The sequence below is a fragment of the Cellulomonas edaphi genome, assembly GCF_030362815.1.
Lineage (GTDB): Bacteria > Actinomycetota > Actinomycetes > Actinomycetales > Cellulomonadaceae > Cellulomonas > Cellulomonas edaphi.
Window position 1 is genome coordinate 446120 of record NZ_JAUCGR010000001.1, and the last position, 16242, is coordinate 462361.

12 protein-coding genes are annotated in these 16242 nt (G+C 73.2%); 10 read left to right on the forward strand and 2 right to left on the reverse strand.

The window, feature by feature from the left end; all coding sequences use genetic code 11:
- The first annotated feature begins 82 nt into the window (after positions 1-82).
- Both QRT05_RS02205 and QRT05_RS02210 read left to right on the forward strand, forming a co-directional pair.
- Positions 83-1048 carry a type IV toxin-antitoxin system AbiEi family antitoxin domain-containing protein gene (locus tag QRT05_RS02205; RefSeq protein WP_289444832.1) on the forward strand — a complete coding sequence of 322 codons (966 nt, stop codon included), beginning with the start codon at positions 83-85 and terminating at the stop codon, positions 1046-1048.
- Positions 1049-1269: 221 nt separating this feature from the next.
- Positions 1270-2577 (forward strand): MFS transporter, encoded by a 1308-nt coding sequence (locus QRT05_RS02210; RefSeq protein ID WP_289444834.1) that lies wholly within the window; start codon positions 1270-1272, stop codon positions 2575-2577.
- Here QRT05_RS02210 and QRT05_RS02215 read toward each other — a convergent pair.
- A complete protein-coding gene (locus QRT05_RS02215) occupies positions 2558-2833 on the reverse strand; it encodes a hypothetical protein (RefSeq protein ID WP_289444836.1) in 276 nt (91 codons plus the stop codon). The two genes, QRT05_RS02210 and QRT05_RS02215, sit on opposite strands and share 20 nt — an antisense overlap.
- A gap of 174 nt (positions 2834-3007) precedes the next feature.
- On the opposite strand from QRT05_RS02215, the gene QRT05_RS02220 reads away from it, so the two are divergent.
- A complete protein-coding gene (locus QRT05_RS02220; protein ID WP_289444838.1) occupies positions 3008-4777 on the forward strand; it encodes a SpoIIE family protein phosphatase in 1770 nt (589 codons plus the stop codon).
- Here QRT05_RS02220 and QRT05_RS02225 read toward each other — a convergent pair.
- On the reverse strand, positions 4663-6282 hold the full coding sequence (locus tag QRT05_RS02225) for a CCA tRNA nucleotidyltransferase (protein WP_407650281.1): 1620 nt from the start codon (positions 6280-6282) through the stop codon (positions 4663-4665). The two genes, QRT05_RS02220 and QRT05_RS02225, sit on opposite strands and share 115 nt — an antisense overlap.
- On the opposite strand from QRT05_RS02225, the gene QRT05_RS02230 reads away from it, so the two are divergent.
- The 7 genes from QRT05_RS02230 (at position 6265) to QRT05_RS02260 (ending at position 16231) form a co-directional block, all read left to right on the forward strand.
- Positions 6265-6816, forward strand: a complete 552-nt coding sequence (locus tag QRT05_RS02230; RefSeq protein WP_289444841.1) for an NUDIX hydrolase — start codon at positions 6265-6267, stop codon at positions 6814-6816. The genes QRT05_RS02225 and QRT05_RS02230 overlap by 18 nt on opposite strands.
- A complete protein-coding gene (locus QRT05_RS02235; RefSeq protein WP_289444843.1) occupies positions 6813-8933 on the forward strand; it encodes a DUF6049 family protein in 2121 nt (706 codons plus the stop codon). The genes QRT05_RS02230 and QRT05_RS02235 overlap by 4 nt, the downstream gene beginning before the upstream one ends.
- A complete protein-coding gene (murJ, locus tag QRT05_RS02240; protein WP_289444845.1) occupies positions 8930-12517 on the forward strand; it encodes a murein biosynthesis integral membrane protein MurJ in 3588 nt (1195 codons plus the stop codon). Before QRT05_RS02235 ends, murJ begins: the two co-directional genes overlap by 4 nt.
- A gap of 88 nt (positions 12518-12605) precedes the next feature.
- The gene (gene trxB, locus QRT05_RS02245) at positions 12606-13574 is read left to right on the forward strand and encodes a thioredoxin-disulfide reductase (protein WP_289444847.1); all 969 of its coding nucleotides are present in this window, start codon (positions 12606-12608) and stop codon (positions 13572-13574) included.
- Complete coding sequence (gene trxA / locus QRT05_RS02250) at positions 13574-13897, forward strand: thioredoxin (RefSeq protein WP_289444849.1); 324 nt, start codon at positions 13574-13576, stop codon at positions 13895-13897. The genes trxB and trxA overlap by 1 nt, the downstream gene beginning before the upstream one ends.
- A 43-nt stretch (positions 13898-13940) precedes the next feature.
- Positions 13941-15284: an aminotransferase-like domain-containing protein gene (locus QRT05_RS02255; protein WP_289444852.1), complete on the forward strand. Its 1344-nt coding sequence runs from the start codon at positions 13941-13943 to the stop codon at positions 15282-15284.
- On the forward strand, positions 15284-16231 hold the full coding sequence (locus QRT05_RS02260; RefSeq protein ID WP_289444854.1) for a D-alanine--D-alanine ligase family protein: 948 nt from the start codon (positions 15284-15286) through the stop codon (positions 16229-16231). The genes QRT05_RS02255 and QRT05_RS02260 overlap by 1 nt, the downstream gene beginning before the upstream one ends.
- Positions 16232-16242 lie beyond the last annotated feature (11 nt).

Below are 16242 nucleotides of genomic sequence, written 5' to 3' on the forward strand. Positions count from 1 at the left end.
TCCGGGCCGGGCGCGCCGTCGGGTCCCGCGCCGACCGCGCAACCCTCGCCGGAACGCCGTCGGGACCGGGCAGCCGACCACGATGGTGAGCTACGCCGCGCCCTCCGCGCCCGCGGCGGTGCAGTCAGCTGCCGCGGCGGTCGTCGCACGCCAGGGCGGCGTAGCCACTGCGCGTCAGCTCGTCTCCTGGGGATGGTCCACGAGCGCCATCTCGCGGAAGACATCCTCCGGGCAGTGGCAGCGACTCCACAGGGGCGTCGTGCTCCTGCACTCGGGGCCGCAGTCGTGGCGGGAGCTGGCGCATGCCGCGCTGCTGTACGTCGGTCCGGGGGCGGCGCTGTCGCACTCGTCGGCGGCCTTCGTGCACGGGCTGCTGCCTCGTCCGGGCCCGCTCGTCGAGGTCAGCGTGGCGCACGAGCGATGGATCCGGCCGACGGCGGGCGTCGTGATCCACCGACCTCGGCGCATGCCGTTCGCGGTCGGCCGTCTGAGGTCCGTCGGCGAGGACGCCACCGTCGTCGACCTCTTGCACCGAGCGCGAGGAACCGACGCTGCCGTGCAGGTCGTCGCGGGCGCGGTGCTCAAAGGGCTGCTGCCGGACCGCATCCTGACGGAGGCGGCCAGCCGCACCCAGCTGCGACACCGACGCCTGCTCGCTGAGCTGCTCGGGCCGGGCAGCGACGCGATCGAGTCCCCGCTCGAGTTCCGGTACGGGCGTGACGTCGAGCGCGCACACCGGCTGCCCCGCGGAGCGACGCAGGTGCGGCAGGTCGTCGCCGGCCGATGGATCCGCGCGGACCGGGTCTACACCGGCAAGGGTGTGCGGGTGGAGCTGGACGGTCAGCTCGCGCACCCGTTCGGCGCCACCGACGACGACGTCTGGCGCGACAACTCCGTTGTCCTGGCGCACGACGAGATCACGCTGCGCTACCGCTGGACCCACGTCGCGGTGAGCCCGTGCACGACCGCGGTACAGGTCGCCACGGCGCTGCGACGCCGGGGCTGGCCGGGCAACCCCCGCCCGTGCTCGGACGGCTGCGCCGTCTGACGCCATGGGCGCTGGCGCCGCGAGTGATGGCGCTCTGGTCGATGACGCCGTGGCTCGCTCACGCTGTGGGCGGTCACACCATGGCCCATGACGCCGTGGGCAGCGTTCTGCCCGTGGAGCGGGAACAGCGCTGCCCACGACAGCCCGTCTGCGCAGGGCCGGCTGCAGACTGGTCCGTCGCATCACCTCGAGACGTCTGCGCCGGATGCGAGGATGACGAAGTGCAGGTGATCGGGGATCTCAAGGCGCTCGCGCCGGTCCGGGACTTTCGCCGCCTGCTCTCCGTCAGGCTGGTGAGCCAGACCGCCGACGGCACCTTCCAGGCAGGCCTCGCCACCCTGTTCTTCTTCTCCCCGGAGCACGCGAGCACCGCCACGGGCGTCGCGATCGCCTTCGCGGTGCTCCTGCTGCCGTTCACGATCGTCGGCCCGTGGGCCGGTGTGCTGCTGGACCGCTGGAGGCGCCGGCAGGTGCTCCTGTACGGCAACGCGCTGCGCGTGGTGCTCACCCTGACGGTCGCCGCCCTGCTCATGACGGCGGGGGTCGGGCCGGCCGTGTATGCCCTGGCGCTGGTCACCCTCTCCGTGAACAGGTTCCTGCTGGCGGCGATGTCGGCCTCGCTGCCGCAGGTGGTGGACGGGCCGTTGCTGCTGACGGCCAACTCGGTCACCCCGACGCTCGGCACCGCGGCGGCCGGCATCGGCGCGGGACTCGGCTTCGTCGTCGGGCTCGTGGTGCCCGCCGGACAGGCCCACGACGGGTGGTCGCTCGTCCTGGCCGCGCTCCTCATGACGGCCGCGAGCGCGCTCGCCACCCGGCTGGACCGCGACCGGCTCGGGCCCGACGAGCGCTCCGACGCCGCCCGGCTGCGCACCGAGCTGGGGGTGCTCGCGCGCGGCCTGGTCGAGGGCGGCCGCTACCTGATCGCGCGACGGACCCCGGCACGTGCGCTCGCGATCATGGCCGTGCACCGCTTCCTCTACGGCGTGGTGTTCGTCGCGAGCCTGCTCATCAGCCGCAACCTGCTCTCCGACCCTCAAGACACCGACGCGGGCCTGCGCACGTTCGGCACGGTGCTCGCCGCGACCGTCGTCGGGTTCGCGCTCGCCGTCATCGCCACTCCCACCATCACGCCGCTCATCGGCCCCAACGGGTGGATCGTCACGTGCCTGGTGATCGCCGCCCTCAGCCAGGTGCTGCTGGTGGTCACCATCAACCTGCCGATCGTCGTCATCGCGGCCGTGTTCCTCGGGCTGGCCGCGCAGGGCGCGAAGATCGCGGTGGACACGATCGTCCAGCGCGACACCGAGGACGCCTACCGCGGGCGGGCGTTCGCCCTGTACGACGTCCTCTACAACGCGGCCTTCGTCGCCGCGGCTGCGCTGGCGGCCGTGACGCTGCCGGACACGGGCTACCAGCGCGTCATGTTCGCGACCCTGGCGCTGGGGTACGCGGCCGGCGCCGTCGTCTACGGCACCGCCGCGCGACGCGTACCCGAACCGCGACCCGTCACGGCGGCGCGGGCTTGAGCGGCGCGGGCTTGAGCGGCATGCTCACCAGCGGCACCCGCACGAGCGACGTGGGTTTGAGCGGCACGGGCTTGAGCGGCATGCTCACCAGCGGCACCCGCACGAGCGACGTGGGTTTGAGCGGCACGGGCTTGAGCGGCATGCTCACCAGCGGCACCCGCACGAGCGACGTGGGTTTGAGCGGCACGCGCACCATCCGCACGCGAACCAGCGGCCCGCGCACGAGCAGCGGGGGCGTGAGCGGCGCGCGCGTCACGCCGCCGCCCCGAGCGATGCGACCATATGCACTGCAGGCAACAGCAGTGCAGGTCACAGCAGTGCAGGCAACAGCAGTGCAGGTCACAGCAGTGCAGGCACGAGCGGTGCAGACATGAGTGGTTCAGAGCCGAGCCGCGCAGACACGAGCAGTGCAGGCACGAACGGAGACGGCATGGGCCGTGGGGCAGCGCGTGAGGCGCGCGTGGAGTCGGTCGACGACGAGTACGGCCGCGTGGTGCAGGACAGCGGCGTCTCGCTCAGCATCGTCGACGCGCTCCACCCCGATCACCCGCTGGTCTGGGTCAACCCCGCGTTCACCGCGCTGACCGGTTTCGAGCCCGACGAGGTGCTGGGCCGCAACTGCCGCCTCCTGCAGGGTCCGGGCACGGACCCGCGCACCCGCGCGGCGATGCGGGAGGCCGTCGAAGCGGGCCGGACGGTCGCGGCGGTGGTGCTGAACTACCGGCGCGACGGCTCACCGTTCTGGAACCAGGTGCTCATCAGCCCCGTGCGCGCGGCGGACGGCACGATCACGCACCACGTGGGCGTGCAGGCCGACGTCACCGAGCGCGTGGAGGCGGACCGCGCGAAGGACGCGGCGCTCGACTCCGCGCGCCAGGCCACCGCCCGGCTCGACCTGCTGGCACGGGTGACCGACGAGCTCGTCGCGACCCTGGACTACGCCGCCGCCGTGGACTCGCTCGCCGACATCGCCGTGCCCGCGCTCGCATCGTGGGGCTACGTGGCCGTGACCGACGATCGCGGGCGGTTCGAGCACGTCCACGTCGTCGTCACCGACCCGGCGCACGCCCAGGCCGCCCGGACGCTCGAGAAGCACGGCGTCGAGTGGCTGATCCGCTCGCCCCGCATGGCCGAGGCGCTGGCCAGCCCGCCGGATTTCGTCCCGGCCCCCTACACGATCGACGTGGCCGCGGTCCCCTCGAGGAGCACGGCACCGCAGACGGCGGCGCTGCTCGAGCTCGGACTCGGAACCGCGCTGGTGGTGCCGCTGCGCGCCCGCGACCGGGTGATCGGCGTGCTGTGCCTCGTCCAGCGCGAGGTGGACGGCTTCGACGCCGAGAGCGTCGTGACCGCCGCCCACCTCGGCCGCCGGGCCGGCCTCGCCCTGGACAACGTCCGGCTCTTCCTCGCCGAGCGGGAGGCAGCACTGACGCTGCAGCACAGCCTGCTCCCGGAGATCCCTGACCTTCCCGGCGTCGACGTCGCCGCCGCCTACATCGCCTCCACGCGGCTCGCCGAGGTGGGTGGCGACTGGTTCGACGTGCTCCCGCTGCCGGACGGGTCGGTCGGCCTCGCGGTCGGAGACGTGGTGGGGCACGACATGCACGCGGCCGCCGCGATGGGTCAGCTCCGCTCGCTGCTGCGCTCGACCGCGTGGGACGGTGCCCAGCCGGGCCTGGCGCTGGAGCGGGTGGACGCGATGGTCCGCGCGTTCGAGATCGCGGACATCGCCACCTGCGCCTACGTCAGGTGGGAGGGTTGCGAGGTCGGTGCGCGGCTCACCTACGCGCGTGCCGGTCACCCGCCGCCCCTGGTCCGGCTACCGGGAGGCGAGGTCCGGCAGCTGGCGGACGGCGCGACGACGCCGCTCGGCGTGCTCTTCCCGGGCGGCCCCGGCATCAGCGGAGCGATCGAGATCCCGCACGGCGCGACGCTCGTGATGTACACCGACGGCCTCATCGAGCGGCGCGACCGCGGGCTGCGCGAGGGCATCGCCGAGCTCGTCGAGACCCTCGCGGGCCTGGACGACGACCTCGACGCGACGCACGTGCGCGACGCGCTCGTCGACGCGATGCTCGTCGACCGTCAGGAGGACGACGTCTGCGTGCTCGTGGTCCGGGCCGCCCACCACGCGAGCAGCTCCTCGCGGGCGGTCGCCGGTCCCAGCGGTCCGCGCTCCATCCGCAGCTCCAGCAGGTAGCGGTACGCGGCGCCGACCTCGCGCCCAGGCCGCAGGCCGAGGATCTCCATGATCTGCGTGCCGTCGAGGTCCGGCCGCACGGCGTCGAGCTCCTCCTGCTCCTTGAGCCGCGCGATGCGCGCCTCGAGGTCGTCGTAGGCCGCCGACAGGCGCGCCGCCTTGCGCACGTTCCGCGTGGTGCAGTCCGAGCGTGTGAGCCGGTGCAGGCGCTCGAGCAGCGGCCCCGCGTCCGTGACGTAGCGCCGCACGGCGGAGTCGGTCCACTCCCCGTCGCCGTAGCCGTGGAACCTCAGGTGCAGCTCGGTGAGGCGCGCCACCGCCTGCACGGTCGCCTTGTCGAACCTCAGCTCGCGCAACCGCCGGGCGACGAGCTTGGCGCCCACCATCTCGTGGTGGTGGAAGCTCACGCCGCCGCCCTCCTCGAACCGGCGGGTCTTGGGCTTGCCGATGTCGTGGAGCAGGGCGGCCAGTCGCAGCACCAGGTCGGGTCCGGGCACGGGCCCGTCGGGGCCGGTCTCGAGCGCGATCGCCTTGTCCAGCACCGTGAGCGAGTGCTCGTACACGTCCTTGTGCCGGTGGTGCTCGTCGATCTCGAGCCTCAGCGCCGGCAGCTCGGGGAGCACGTGCTGCGCAAGGCCGGTCTCCACCAGGACCTGGAGGCCGAGCCGCGGCTGCGCGGCGACCAGCAGCTTCGACAGCTCGTCGCGCACCCGCTCGGCCGAGACGATGGTGATCCGCTCGGCCATGTCGATCGTCGCCGCCTCGGCGGCCGGGTCCAGGGTGAAACCGAGCTGGGCCGCGAACCGCGCGCCGCGCATCATGCGCAGCGGGTCGTCGTCGAAGGACTGACGGGGGTCCACCGGGGTGCGCAGCTGCCCGCGGGCCAGGTCCGACAGGCCGTCGAAGGGGTCGACGAAGGTGAGCTCGGGAAGCCGTACCGCCATGGAGTTGACCGTGAAGTCCCGTCGGGACAGGTCGCCCTCCAGCGAGTCGCCGAACACGACCTCGGGCTTGCGCGACGTCGGGTCGTAGGCGTCGGTGCGGTACGTGGTCACCTCGACGACGACGTCGTCGGTCGACCCGCGCCGCGAGGCGAACCGCCGCGCGCCGATGGTGCCGAACTCGCGACCGATGTCCCAGTGCGCGTCGCCCCACCGCGCGAGGATCGCCTGCGTCTGGTCCGGTGTCGCGGAGGTGGCGAAGTCCAGGTCGGCGCTCAACCGGCCCAGGAACGCGTCGCGCACCGGCCCACCCACGAGCGCGAGCTCGTGCCCCGCGGCGCGGAACAGCTCACCCAGCTCGATGGCGTCGGCGGGCAGCCCGGCCAGGACGCCGATCGCGCGCTTCTGCAGCGCGACCAGAGAGGTCGACGTCGACGGTGGGGTGTTCAGCGGTCCGGCGGGCACTCGTCCGAGTCTAGGGCGCGAGTCCACCGGCTCCGTCGCGCCGGTTCGGGTCGCGCAGATGCAGTAGATACAGTGGCCTGCATGTCCAGTCCGGCCCATCCCTCGCCGTCGCGGGGTGTTCCGGCGCCTCCCGGGGGCCATCCGCTGCGCATCGACCCCCGGCCCATCGCGCGCGCGGCCGTGCCGCACCTGCCCGTCGTCGACGAGACGAGCGCCGGAGGGCTCGTCGTGCGCCAGCGTGACGGGACGTACCACGCGGCCGTCATCGCCCGCCGCAACCGCGCGGGCCGCCTCGAGTGGTGCCTGCCCAAGGGACACCTCGAGGGTGACGAGACGCCCGAGGAGGCGGCCGTCCGCGAGATCGCCGAGGAGACCGGCATCGTGGGCCAGGTGCTGCGCCGCCTCGGCGTCATCGACTACTGGTTCAGCGGCGACGACCGGCGCGTGCACAAGGTGGTCCACCACTTCCTGCTCGGTGCCGTGAGCGGCACCATCTCGGTGGAGGGCGACCCCGACGGCGAGGCCGAGGACGCGGAGTGGGTGGCGGTCGCCGACCTGCCGCAGCGCCTGGCGTACCCGAACGAACGACGACTCGCCGAGGCCGCCCTCGTGGTGCTCGTCGGCGAGGCATGAGCAGGCGCCTGGGCCGCTGGGCGCGCAGTGCGGTGCTCGCGCTCGTCGCGGGGGGCCTCCTGATCCCCGCGGCCGCGACCGCGTCGCCGGCGGTCGCCCTGGCGACGAGCGACACCGCGAGCGCCGCCACGAGCCCCGCCGCGAGCGCCGTGGCGGCCGATCCGGTGATGCCCGTCCGCGTCGAGATCACGCAGATCGCCCCCGTCGTGCTCCGCCCGGGTGAGGACCTGGTAGTCCGGGCGACGCTGCACAACGACGGGGCCACCGCGCTCGAGCACGCGGCCGCCGCGCTCCGCATCAACAGCTTCCGCATCAGCACCCGTGAGGACGTCGGGGCCTGGGCAGAGCGGGCGGACACGGACCTGGCGGGCCAGTCCAAGATCGTCGAGCCGCTCGAGGACCCGCTCGCTCCCGGCGCCAGCGCGAGCGTGGTCCTCACGCTCCCGGCCGCCCGGATCCCCTTCTTCGATCTGCCGGGCGTCTGGGGGCCGCGCGGACTGGCGGTCGAGGCGACGAACTCCGGCACGCGGGTCGGCCTCGAGCGCACGTTCGTCCTCTGGTACCCCGAGGAGTCGGTCACCCCCGTGCCCGTCTCCGTGCTGCTGCCCCTCACCGGCCCGCCCGAGGACCCGCTGTCCACCGAGCCGGACACCGCGCTCGAGGCCGCGAGCGCGCCCGAGGGGCCGCTCGGGCGGACGCTGCAGGCGGCGGAGGTGGACCCCGCGATCGGGCTCGTCGTCGACCCCTCGCTCGTCGGGCGCGCGCAGGCCGGCGGCAGCGCCTCCGAGGCGTGGGCGGCCCGGGTCTCGGCGGCCGCCGCGGAGCACGACACGTTCACGCTCCCCTGGGCGGACCCCGACGTCTCGGCCCTCGCCCAGGCCGACCGACCCGACCTCCTCGACGCCGCGATGGCCCTGTCCCGCACGTCCGACGCGGTGGGCACCGGGCGCCGCACGATGACGTGGTCGGCCGTCGGCCAGGTGCTCGACCAGCCCACGGCCACGCTCGCCGCCGGTGCGGGGGTCGCGGCGGTGGTGGCCGCGAACCCGGCGATCGGCGCTGCGTCGTCCAACACCCACTCGGTCATCGACACCGAGTCCGGGCGGGTCGACCGGCTCGTCCCCGACGGCACGCTGTCGGCCATGCTCGTCGACCCGAAGGCCGTCGAACCCGCCGGGACTCCCGCGATCGTCGCGCAGCGCGCCCTTGCCGAGCTGGCCGTGGTCGCACGCGAGCACGACGACCAGCCCCGCCCCGTGCTGCTGACCCCCGGCCGCGACGCGACCCCCGATCCCGCGGCGGTCGCGACGCTCATGACGGCGTTCCGTGACGCGCCCTGGGTCCAGGTGGACAGCGCGTCGACGCTGCTCGTCGGACCCGCGGGCGAAGCCGCCCAGCGCCCGCGCGACGGGCACGACGACTCCGAGCTGGCACCCGCCTCCGTCGACGCGCTTGCGGAGGCGCGCGAGCACGCGGTCGCGTTCTCCTCCGTCACGCCCGACCCCTCCGCGCTGCTGGCGGGCGTGGACCAGGAGACGCTCGCACCGCTGTCCCTGGCGTGGCGCGCCGACCCCACCGGGCGCGGCGAGCTGGTCAAGGCGGTCGTCAAGACCGTGACGGCCCGGACCGTGGGCCTGTCGATCGCGCCGCTCAGCGACATCAACGTGCTCAGCGCATCGGCTGACATGCGCGTGGTGGTGCGCAACGACCTGGACGTCACCGCCGAGGTGCAGCTGGTGATGACCCCACGCAAGGCGTGCTTGCGGGTCGAGCCGATCGATCCGGTGACCGTCGACGCCGTGTCGAGCACGAGCATCTCCGTGCGGCTGCGCGCGGCCGCCAACTGCGACGTCGAGGTCACGGCCAGCCTGGAGTCCTCGGACGGCGCGACGGTCGCCCTCCCGCGCGTCTTCAGCGCACGCGTCGCGCCCACCATCGAGAGCGTCGGCACGTACGTGGTGGGCGCGCTGCTCGCGATCGGGCTCGTGCTCGGCATCGTCCGCACCGTCCGCCGCGGGCAGAGCGCCCGCCGAGGCGCGCGCACCGAGGCCGAGACCGGCCCGGCCCCGCCGCTGCCCGTGCTGGGCGGCGTGCCCGACGAGGAAGCCGGCCCATGAGCGGGACCAGCTCGGGAGACGTGCGTCGCGGTGCCGCGCTCATGGCGTCGGGCACGGCTGCCTCCCGCATGCTGGGCCTGCTGCGGCAGATGGTGCTCGCGAGCGCCATCGGCGCCACCGGCCAGGCCGCGGACGCGTTCTCGGTCGCCAACAAGCTGCCGAACATCCTGTACATGCTGCTCGTGGGCGGCGTGCTCAACGCGGTGCTCGTGCCACAGGTCGTCCAGGCCTACCGGCGCAGGACCGGGCAGGAGTACGTCGACCGGCTCCTGACGTTCGGCTTCGCGGTCCTCGCCGGCATCACCCTGGTCCTCACGCTGTGCGCGCCGCTGCTGGTGCACATCTACGGCAAGGGCTTCACCAGCGCCCAGGTGGACCTGGCGACCACCTTCGCGTACTGGTGCGTGCCGCAGATGTTCTTCTACGGGATGTACGCGCTGCTCGGGCAGGTGCTCAACGCCCGCGGCTCGTTCGGTCCCTACATGTGGGCCCCCGTGGTCAACAACATCGTCTCGATCGCCGGGTTCGCCGTCTTCATCTGGATGTTCGGTGTAGCGAAGGCCGGCCCCGACGGCATCGCCATCGCGGCGAACTGGACCGTCGGGCAGACCACGCTGCTCGCGGGGGCGGCCACGCTCGGCGTCATCGCCCAGGCGGTGGTGCTGATCCCGGCGCTGCGCGCGTCCGGCGTGCACTACCGGGTCCGCTGGGGGCTGCGCGACTCGGGTCTCGGCCGTGCGGGCAAGGTCGCCGGCTGGACGCTCGCCGGGCTCGCCATCGGCCAGCTCGGCTACATCGTCGTGTCGCAGGTCGCCTCCGACGCCCCCAACGCGCCGGGCGCCGTGGGTCCCACCGCGGGCAACGCCGCCTACGACTGGGCGTTCCTCATCTTCATGCTGCCGCACTCGCTGGTGACGGTGTCGCTGGCGACCGCCCTGTTCACCCGGCTCGCCGGTCAGGCGCACGAGAAGGACGTCGACGGCGTGCGCGCGACCCTGTCCAGCGGGCTGCGCGTGGTCGGTCTGTTCACCGTGCTGGCCACGGCGGTGGTCGCGGTGCTGGCCGTGCCGATCACGCAGATCCTGCTGTGGACGTCCGGTCCGCGGCAGGTGGACGCCGTGGCGCCCGTGGTGGTCGCCATGATCGTCGGCCTGCCGGCGTTCGGCGCCTGGTCCATGTGCCAGCGGGTGTACTACGCGTACGAGGACGCCCGCGGCATGGTGCCCATCCAGATCGTCATGGCCGCGATCGTGGCCGGCGGCACGCTCCTCGGCCGCGAGCTGCTCGAGCCGCGGTGGTGGGTGGCGGGCGCCGGCGCCTCGATGAGCCTGTCCTACCTCGTCGGCGCGCTCCTGGCGCTGTGGCTGCTGCGGTCCCGGATCCGCACGGTCGACGGACCCCGCGTGCTGCGGGTGCACGTCCAGGCCGTCTTCGCGGGCGTCGTCGCGGCCGCGATCGGCGGGATCGTCGTCCTCGTCATGTCGCACGTGCTGCCGCGCACCAACACGTCCGCCATCCTCGAGTGCGTCGTGGTCGGCACCGTCATGGGCGTGGCCTACCTGGTGCTGCTGCGGTTGATGCACGTGGGCGAGCTCGACGCCCTCATGCGGCCGTTGCTCGCGAAGGTCCGCGGCCGCGCGTCTAGGCTTCCCTCAGGGCCGCGACCGCCGGAGGGCGGATCGCGGCAGGTCGATGATGCGGGAGGTGCTGTGAGCGAGGCCGTCGGGCGGGGCACCGTGCTCTCGGGCAGGTACCGCGTCATCCAGCCCGTCGACTCCGATCTCCCCGGCGCTTCCGCATGGCAGGCCACCGACCAGATCCTCGACCGCCCCGTGCGTGTGCAGGTGCTCTCCTCCGGCCAGATCTCGGCCGCGCTCGACGGTGCCCGTCGCGCCGCCCTCGTGACGGACGCACGGTTGGTCCGCGTGCTCGACGTCGGCACCCACGAGGGGCACGGCTACGTCGTGTCCGAGCAGGTCACGGGGCCCTCGCTGGCCCACCTGCTCGCGCGCGGGCCGCTGACGGCCGACCAGGCGCGGGCGGTCGTCGGCGAAGCCGCCGCCGCTCTCGAGGTCGCGCGCCGTCGCGGCGTGCACCACCTGGCCCTTCGGCCCACGTCGCTGCACGTCACGGACGACGGTCGCATCGTGGTGAGCGGTCTCGGCCTCGACGCCGGGATGCTCGGGATCATCACGCGGGACGCGCACACCACGACGCGCGCCGACACGGTCGGCCTGGTCCGGGTGCTCTACGCCGCGCTGACGGGCACCTGGTCGCCCGACGCCTCGCTGCCCTCGTTCGACGTCAGCCTGCCCGCGGCGCCGACCGTCGACGACCGGCCCGTCCCGCCCGCCGACCTGATCCCCGACGTCCCGGGCGACCTGGACACCCTGTGCGCCGTGACCCTCGGCCCCAACGACGACGGTCCGCACACCCCGGGCGAGCTCGTGCGCGAGCTCGAGCCGTGGGGCGCCATCCGCGCGGTGCAGGTCACCACCGGCGCCATCCCCGTGGTGCCCGAGGCCAGCGCGGAGCCGTTCGCCATGGACGCCGCGCTCGCCGCAGCTGCGGCCGGCGACGCGACCCAGCGTCTCGCCGACGACTTCACGGTCGACGACATGGAGGACACCGCGCCGATCGCGGTGCAGCGCGAGTCGATCCGCACGTCGTACGACGCGCAGCCGCCGCCCGCGGGCGTCAACCGTCCCGGCACCCCTCCGCCTGCGGCGCCCACGCGCACCAGCGCGTTCGGCGCGGCCGCCGCGAGCAGTGCCGCGTCGGCCACGTCGGCCATGTCGGCCGCGTCTTCCGCGTGGGCGGAGCAGACGCCGGCGGCACCCGCTCCGGTCCCCCCAGCTGCGCAGGCGTCCCAGGTTCCACCGGTCTCCCCGTTCGACTTCGACCGCATCGTCGAGGAGCAGGAGTACGAGACCGAGGAGCGGCGGCGGTTCAACCCGACGGCGCTCGTGCTGATCCTGGTCGGCATCGCCGTCGTGATCGGCGTGGTGCTCGCGTTCAAGGCGCTGTTCAGCTCGCTCGACAGCGGCGCGCCGACGGCGGAACGCACCTCCGCGTCGCCCTCGGCAAGCGTCACGCCGACGCCCGAGAAGTCGCCGACGCCGTCCGAGACGCCCACCACTCCGGCCGACAACGGCGTCCCGCCGGTCATCGCGTCCGCGACCACGGTCGACCCCTCGGACGACGACGGGGAGCACGAGGAGGCCGTCGACCGCGCCTTCGACGGCGACGAGTCGACGTACTGGTACACGCAGACCTACAAGCAGGACGACTTCGCCGGGTTCAAGAACGGTGTGGGATACGTCATCAAGCTCGAGGACCCCGCGACCGTCCACAAGGTCACGCTCCGCGTCAACGGCAGCGGCGGCAAGGTCGAGGTGCGCGCCACGGGGAAGAACGACCCGAGCGGCGGCAAGCTGCTGGCCTCGGGGTCCTTCGACTCCACCACCGTGCTCAAGCTCGACCCGGCCACCGAGCTGAGCACCCTCACGCTCTGGATCACGCAGCTGCCGACCGCCGGCGACGGCGCCTTCCGGCTCGAGCTCGCGGAGATCGAGCTGTCCTGAGCGGTGATCGTGCGGCTCGCAGGAACAGATCGCCTCTAGGATTCGTTGACTGCGACAGCCCACTTCTCGAGTGCAAGGACAGATCTTCGTGACCCAGGACAGCACCGTGCACGACGTCGTGATCGTCGGATCCGGCCCCGCCGGTTACACCGCCGCCATCTACGCCGCCCGCGCCGGGCTCGCGCCTCTCGTGATCGCCGGCTCGGTGACCGCGGGCGGCGCCCTGATGAACACCACCGAGGTCGAGAACTTCCCGGGCTTCCCCGACGGCATCCAGGGCCCCGAGCTCATGGAGAACCTGCAGAAGCAGGCCGAGCGTTTCGGCGCGGAGGTGCTGTGGGACGACGCCACCTCGCTCCAGCTCGGCGGTCCCGTCAAGACGATCACCGTCTCGGGCGGCGAGACCTACTCCGCGCGCTCCGTCATCCTGTCGACCGGCTCGGCGTACCGCGAGCTCGGCCTGGACGACGAGAAGCGCCTGTCGGGCCGCGGCGTCTCGTGGTGCGCCACGTGCGACGGCTTTTTCTTCCGCGACCAGGAGATCATCGTCGTGGGCGGTGGCGACTCCGCCGTCGAGGAGGCGACCTTCCTGACCCGGTTCGGCAAGCGCGTCACCATGGTGCACCGCCGCGACGAGCTGCGGGCCTCGAAGATCATGGCCGACCGCGCGGCCAGCGACCCCAAGATCGAGTTCGCCTGGAACTCCGAGGTCGTCGCCATCCACGGCGACGCCAAGGTCACCGGCGTGACGCTGCGCGACACCGTCACCGGTGAGGAGCGCGAGCACCCCGCGACGGGCGTGTTCGTCGCGATCGGCCACGTACCGCGCTCGGAGCTGCTGGTGGGCCAGGTCGACCTGGACGACGAGGGCTACGTGCAGGTGATCGGTCGCACCACCGCCACCAACCTGTCCGGCGTGTTCGCCTGCGGCGACCTCGTCGACCACACCTACCGCCAGGCCATCACCGCGGCCGGCTCCGGGTGTGCCGCGGCGCTCGACGCGCAGCACTACCTGGCGAGCCTGTCGGACCAGACCCCCGTCCTCGTGGAGGCATGATGCGCGACGTCACCGACGACACCTTCGCTGCCGAGGTGCTCGGCTCCGACATCCCCGTGGTGGTCGACTTCTGGGCGCCCTGGTGCGGTCCCTGCCGCATGGTCGCGCCGGTGCTCGAGGAGCTCTCGAAGACCTACGAGGGTCGGGTGAAGATCGTGAAGGTCAACGCCGACGAAAACCCCCGGGTGATCGGCGACTACGGCGTGGTCTCCATCCCGACGCTCAACATCTACGCGGGTGGCGAGCTGGTGCAGTCGACCATCGGAGCCCGGCCCAAGGCCAGCATCGCCGAGCAGATCGAGGGCGTGCTCGCCACGGTGTGACCGCCTGACCGGGCCCGATGCGCGTGCGTGCGACACTGCACGGATGATCGAGCGCATCGTGCCTGCCGGCGAGACGGCGGGCCCTCCCACGTCCGCCGCCGCCGCCGGCACCCGCCTCGACCCGTGGCTCGGCTCCTACGCCGAGCGCACGCACGGCATGCGAGCATCCGAGATCCGCGCCCTGTTCGCGGTGGCGAACCGTCCCGAGGTGGTCTCCCTCGCCGGCGGGATGCCGTTCCTGGACGGCCTGCCCCTCGAGGTGCTCTCGGACGTCGCGGCTCGCGTCGTCTCCCAGCGCGGGCTCCAGGCCCTGCAGTACGGCTCGGGCCAGGGCGACGAGACGCTGCGCGAGCAGGTCCTGGACATCATGCGGCTCGAGGGCATCGACGCCCACCCCGACGACGTCGTGGTCACCACCGGGTCGCAGCAGGCGTTGGACCTGGTCACGCGCATCTTCGTCGACCCGGGCGACGTCGTCGTCGCGGAGGCGCCGTCGTACGTGGGCGCTCTCGGCGTGTTCCGCGCGTACCAGGCGGACGTGGTGCACGTGCCCATCGACGAGCACGGGCTCGTCCCCGCCGCGCTCGAGGAGACGCTTGCCGGGCTCGCCGCCGCCGGTCGGAGGGTCAAGCTGCTCTACACCGTGCCGAACTTCCACAATCCCGCCGGGGTGTCGCTGTCCACGGCCCGCCGTCCGGAGATCCTCGCGATCGCGCGGCGACACGGCGTGCTCGTGCTCGAGGACAACCCGTACGGCCTGCTGGGTTTCGACGGCCCGCCGCGGCCGGCGATCCGTTCGCTGGACGAGGAGGGCGTGCTGTACCTCGGCTCGTTCTCGAAGACCTTCGCGCCCGGGTACCGGGTGGGATGGGTGGTCGCGCCGCACGCCGTGCGCGAGAAGCTGGTGCTCGCCTCGGAGTCCGCGATCCTCTGCCCCTCCACCGCCGCCCAGATCGCCATCTCGACCTACCTGTCCACGTGCGACTGGCAGGGGCAGATCAAGTCCTACCGCGAGCTCTACCGCGAACGTCGCGACACCATGATCGCGGCACTCGGCGAGCACCTGCCCGAGGCGTCCTGGAACGTCCCCGACGGCGGGTTCTACGTCTGGGTGAGGCTGCCCGACGGGCTCGACTCCAAGGACATGCTTCCCCGCGCCGTGACCGCCCGCGTGGCGTACGTCCCGGGCACCGCGTTCTACTACGACGGCAGCGGCTCGACGCACATGCGCCTGTCCTACTGCTACCCGACGCCCGAGCGCATCCGCGAGGGGGTGCGACGCCTGGCTGGCGTCGTCGCGGGCGAGCGCGAGCTCGTCGAGCTCTTCGGCACCACAGCCTCCACGCCGGACGCCGTGGTCGAGGCTCCCGGCCCGGACGTCGCCTGATGGCTGCTGCCTCCCCACGGGTCGCCGTGCTGGCCGGCGGCCTCTCGCACGAGCGCGACGTCTCGCTCCGGTCCGGTCGGCGCGTGGCCGAGGCCTTGCGCACGGCCGGGGTGGACGTGAGCGTCCACGACGTCGACTCCGACCTGGTGCCCGCGCTCACCCAGCTGCGCCCGGACGTCGTGTGGCCGCTGCTGCACGGCGCCTCGGGCGAGGACGGCTCCGTGCGCGACATGGTGCAGCTGCTGGGCCTCACCCTGCTGGGCACCGGACCGCGGGAGAGTCGCGTCGCCTGGTCCAAGCCGATCGCCAAGACCGTCGTCGCGCGCGCAGGCATCCGCACGCCGGAGTTCGTCACGCTCCCGCAGTCGCTCTTCCGCGAGCTCGGGGCCTCGCGGGTGCTGACCGCGATCGTCGAGCGCCTCGGGCTCCCCCTGGTGGTCAAGCCCTCCCGCGGCGGCTCGGCGTTGGGCGTGAACCTCGTGTCCTCGGCGGACGACCTCCCGCGCGCGATGGTCGACTGCTTCTCCTACAGCGACACCGCACTCGTCGAGCGCGCCGTCGTCGGGACCGAGGTCGCGGTCTCGGTGGTCGACACCGGCTCGGGACCGGAAGCCCTCCCGGCCGTCGAGATCGTCACCGACGGTCCGTACGACTACGACGCGAGATACAACCCCGGCCGCACCGAGTACTTCGCGCCGGCCCGGCTGTCGGATGCGGCCGCGACAGAGGTCGCCTCGGTCGCCGTCGCGGCGCACCGCGCGCTCGGGCTGTCCAGGCTGTCGCGGACGGATCTCATCGTGGCGCCGGACGGTGCGGTCGAGTTCCTCGAAGTGAACGTCGCGCCCGGAATGACCGAGACGTCCCTCTTGCCCCAGGCCGCAGAGGCCGCTGGGCACAACCTCGGCGAGTTGTACCGATCCCTCGTAACGGCTTCTCTGGCTCGCTGACCGGCACGTAC

Excerpts from the sequence above, each read along its gene's own strand:
- QRT05_RS02205 (WP_289444832.1), top strand. The coding sequence starts at position 83 with ATGGTGAGCTACGCCGCGCCCTCCGCGCCCGCGGCGGTGCAGTCAGCT.
- QRT05_RS02220 (WP_289444838.1), top strand. The coding sequence starts at position 3,008 with ATGGGCCGTGGGGCAGCGCGTGAGGCGCGCGTGGAGTCGGTCGACGAC.
- QRT05_RS02230 (WP_289444841.1), top strand. The coding sequence starts at position 6,265 with ATGTCCAGTCCGGCCCATCCCTCGCCGTCGCGGGGTGTTCCGGCGCCT.
- QRT05_RS02225 (WP_407650281.1), bottom strand. The coding sequence starts at position 6,282 with ATGGGCCGGACTGGACATGCAGGCCACTGTATCTACTGCATCTGCGCG.
- QRT05_RS02235 (WP_289444843.1), top strand. The coding sequence starts at position 6,813 with ATGAGCAGGCGCCTGGGCCGCTGGGCGCGCAGTGCGGTGCTCGCGCTC.
- murJ (WP_289444845.1), top strand. The coding sequence starts at position 8,930 with ATGAGCGGGACCAGCTCGGGAGACGTGCGTCGCGGTGCCGCGCTCATG.
- trxA (WP_289444849.1), top strand. The coding sequence starts at position 13,574 with ATGCGCGACGTCACCGACGACACCTTCGCTGCCGAGGTGCTCGGCTCC.
- QRT05_RS02255 (WP_289444852.1), top strand. The coding sequence starts at position 13,941 with ATGATCGAGCGCATCGTGCCTGCCGGCGAGACGGCGGGCCCTCCCACG.
- QRT05_RS02260 (WP_289444854.1), top strand. The coding sequence starts at position 15,284 with ATGGCTGCTGCCTCCCCACGGGTCGCCGTGCTGGCCGGCGGCCTCTCG.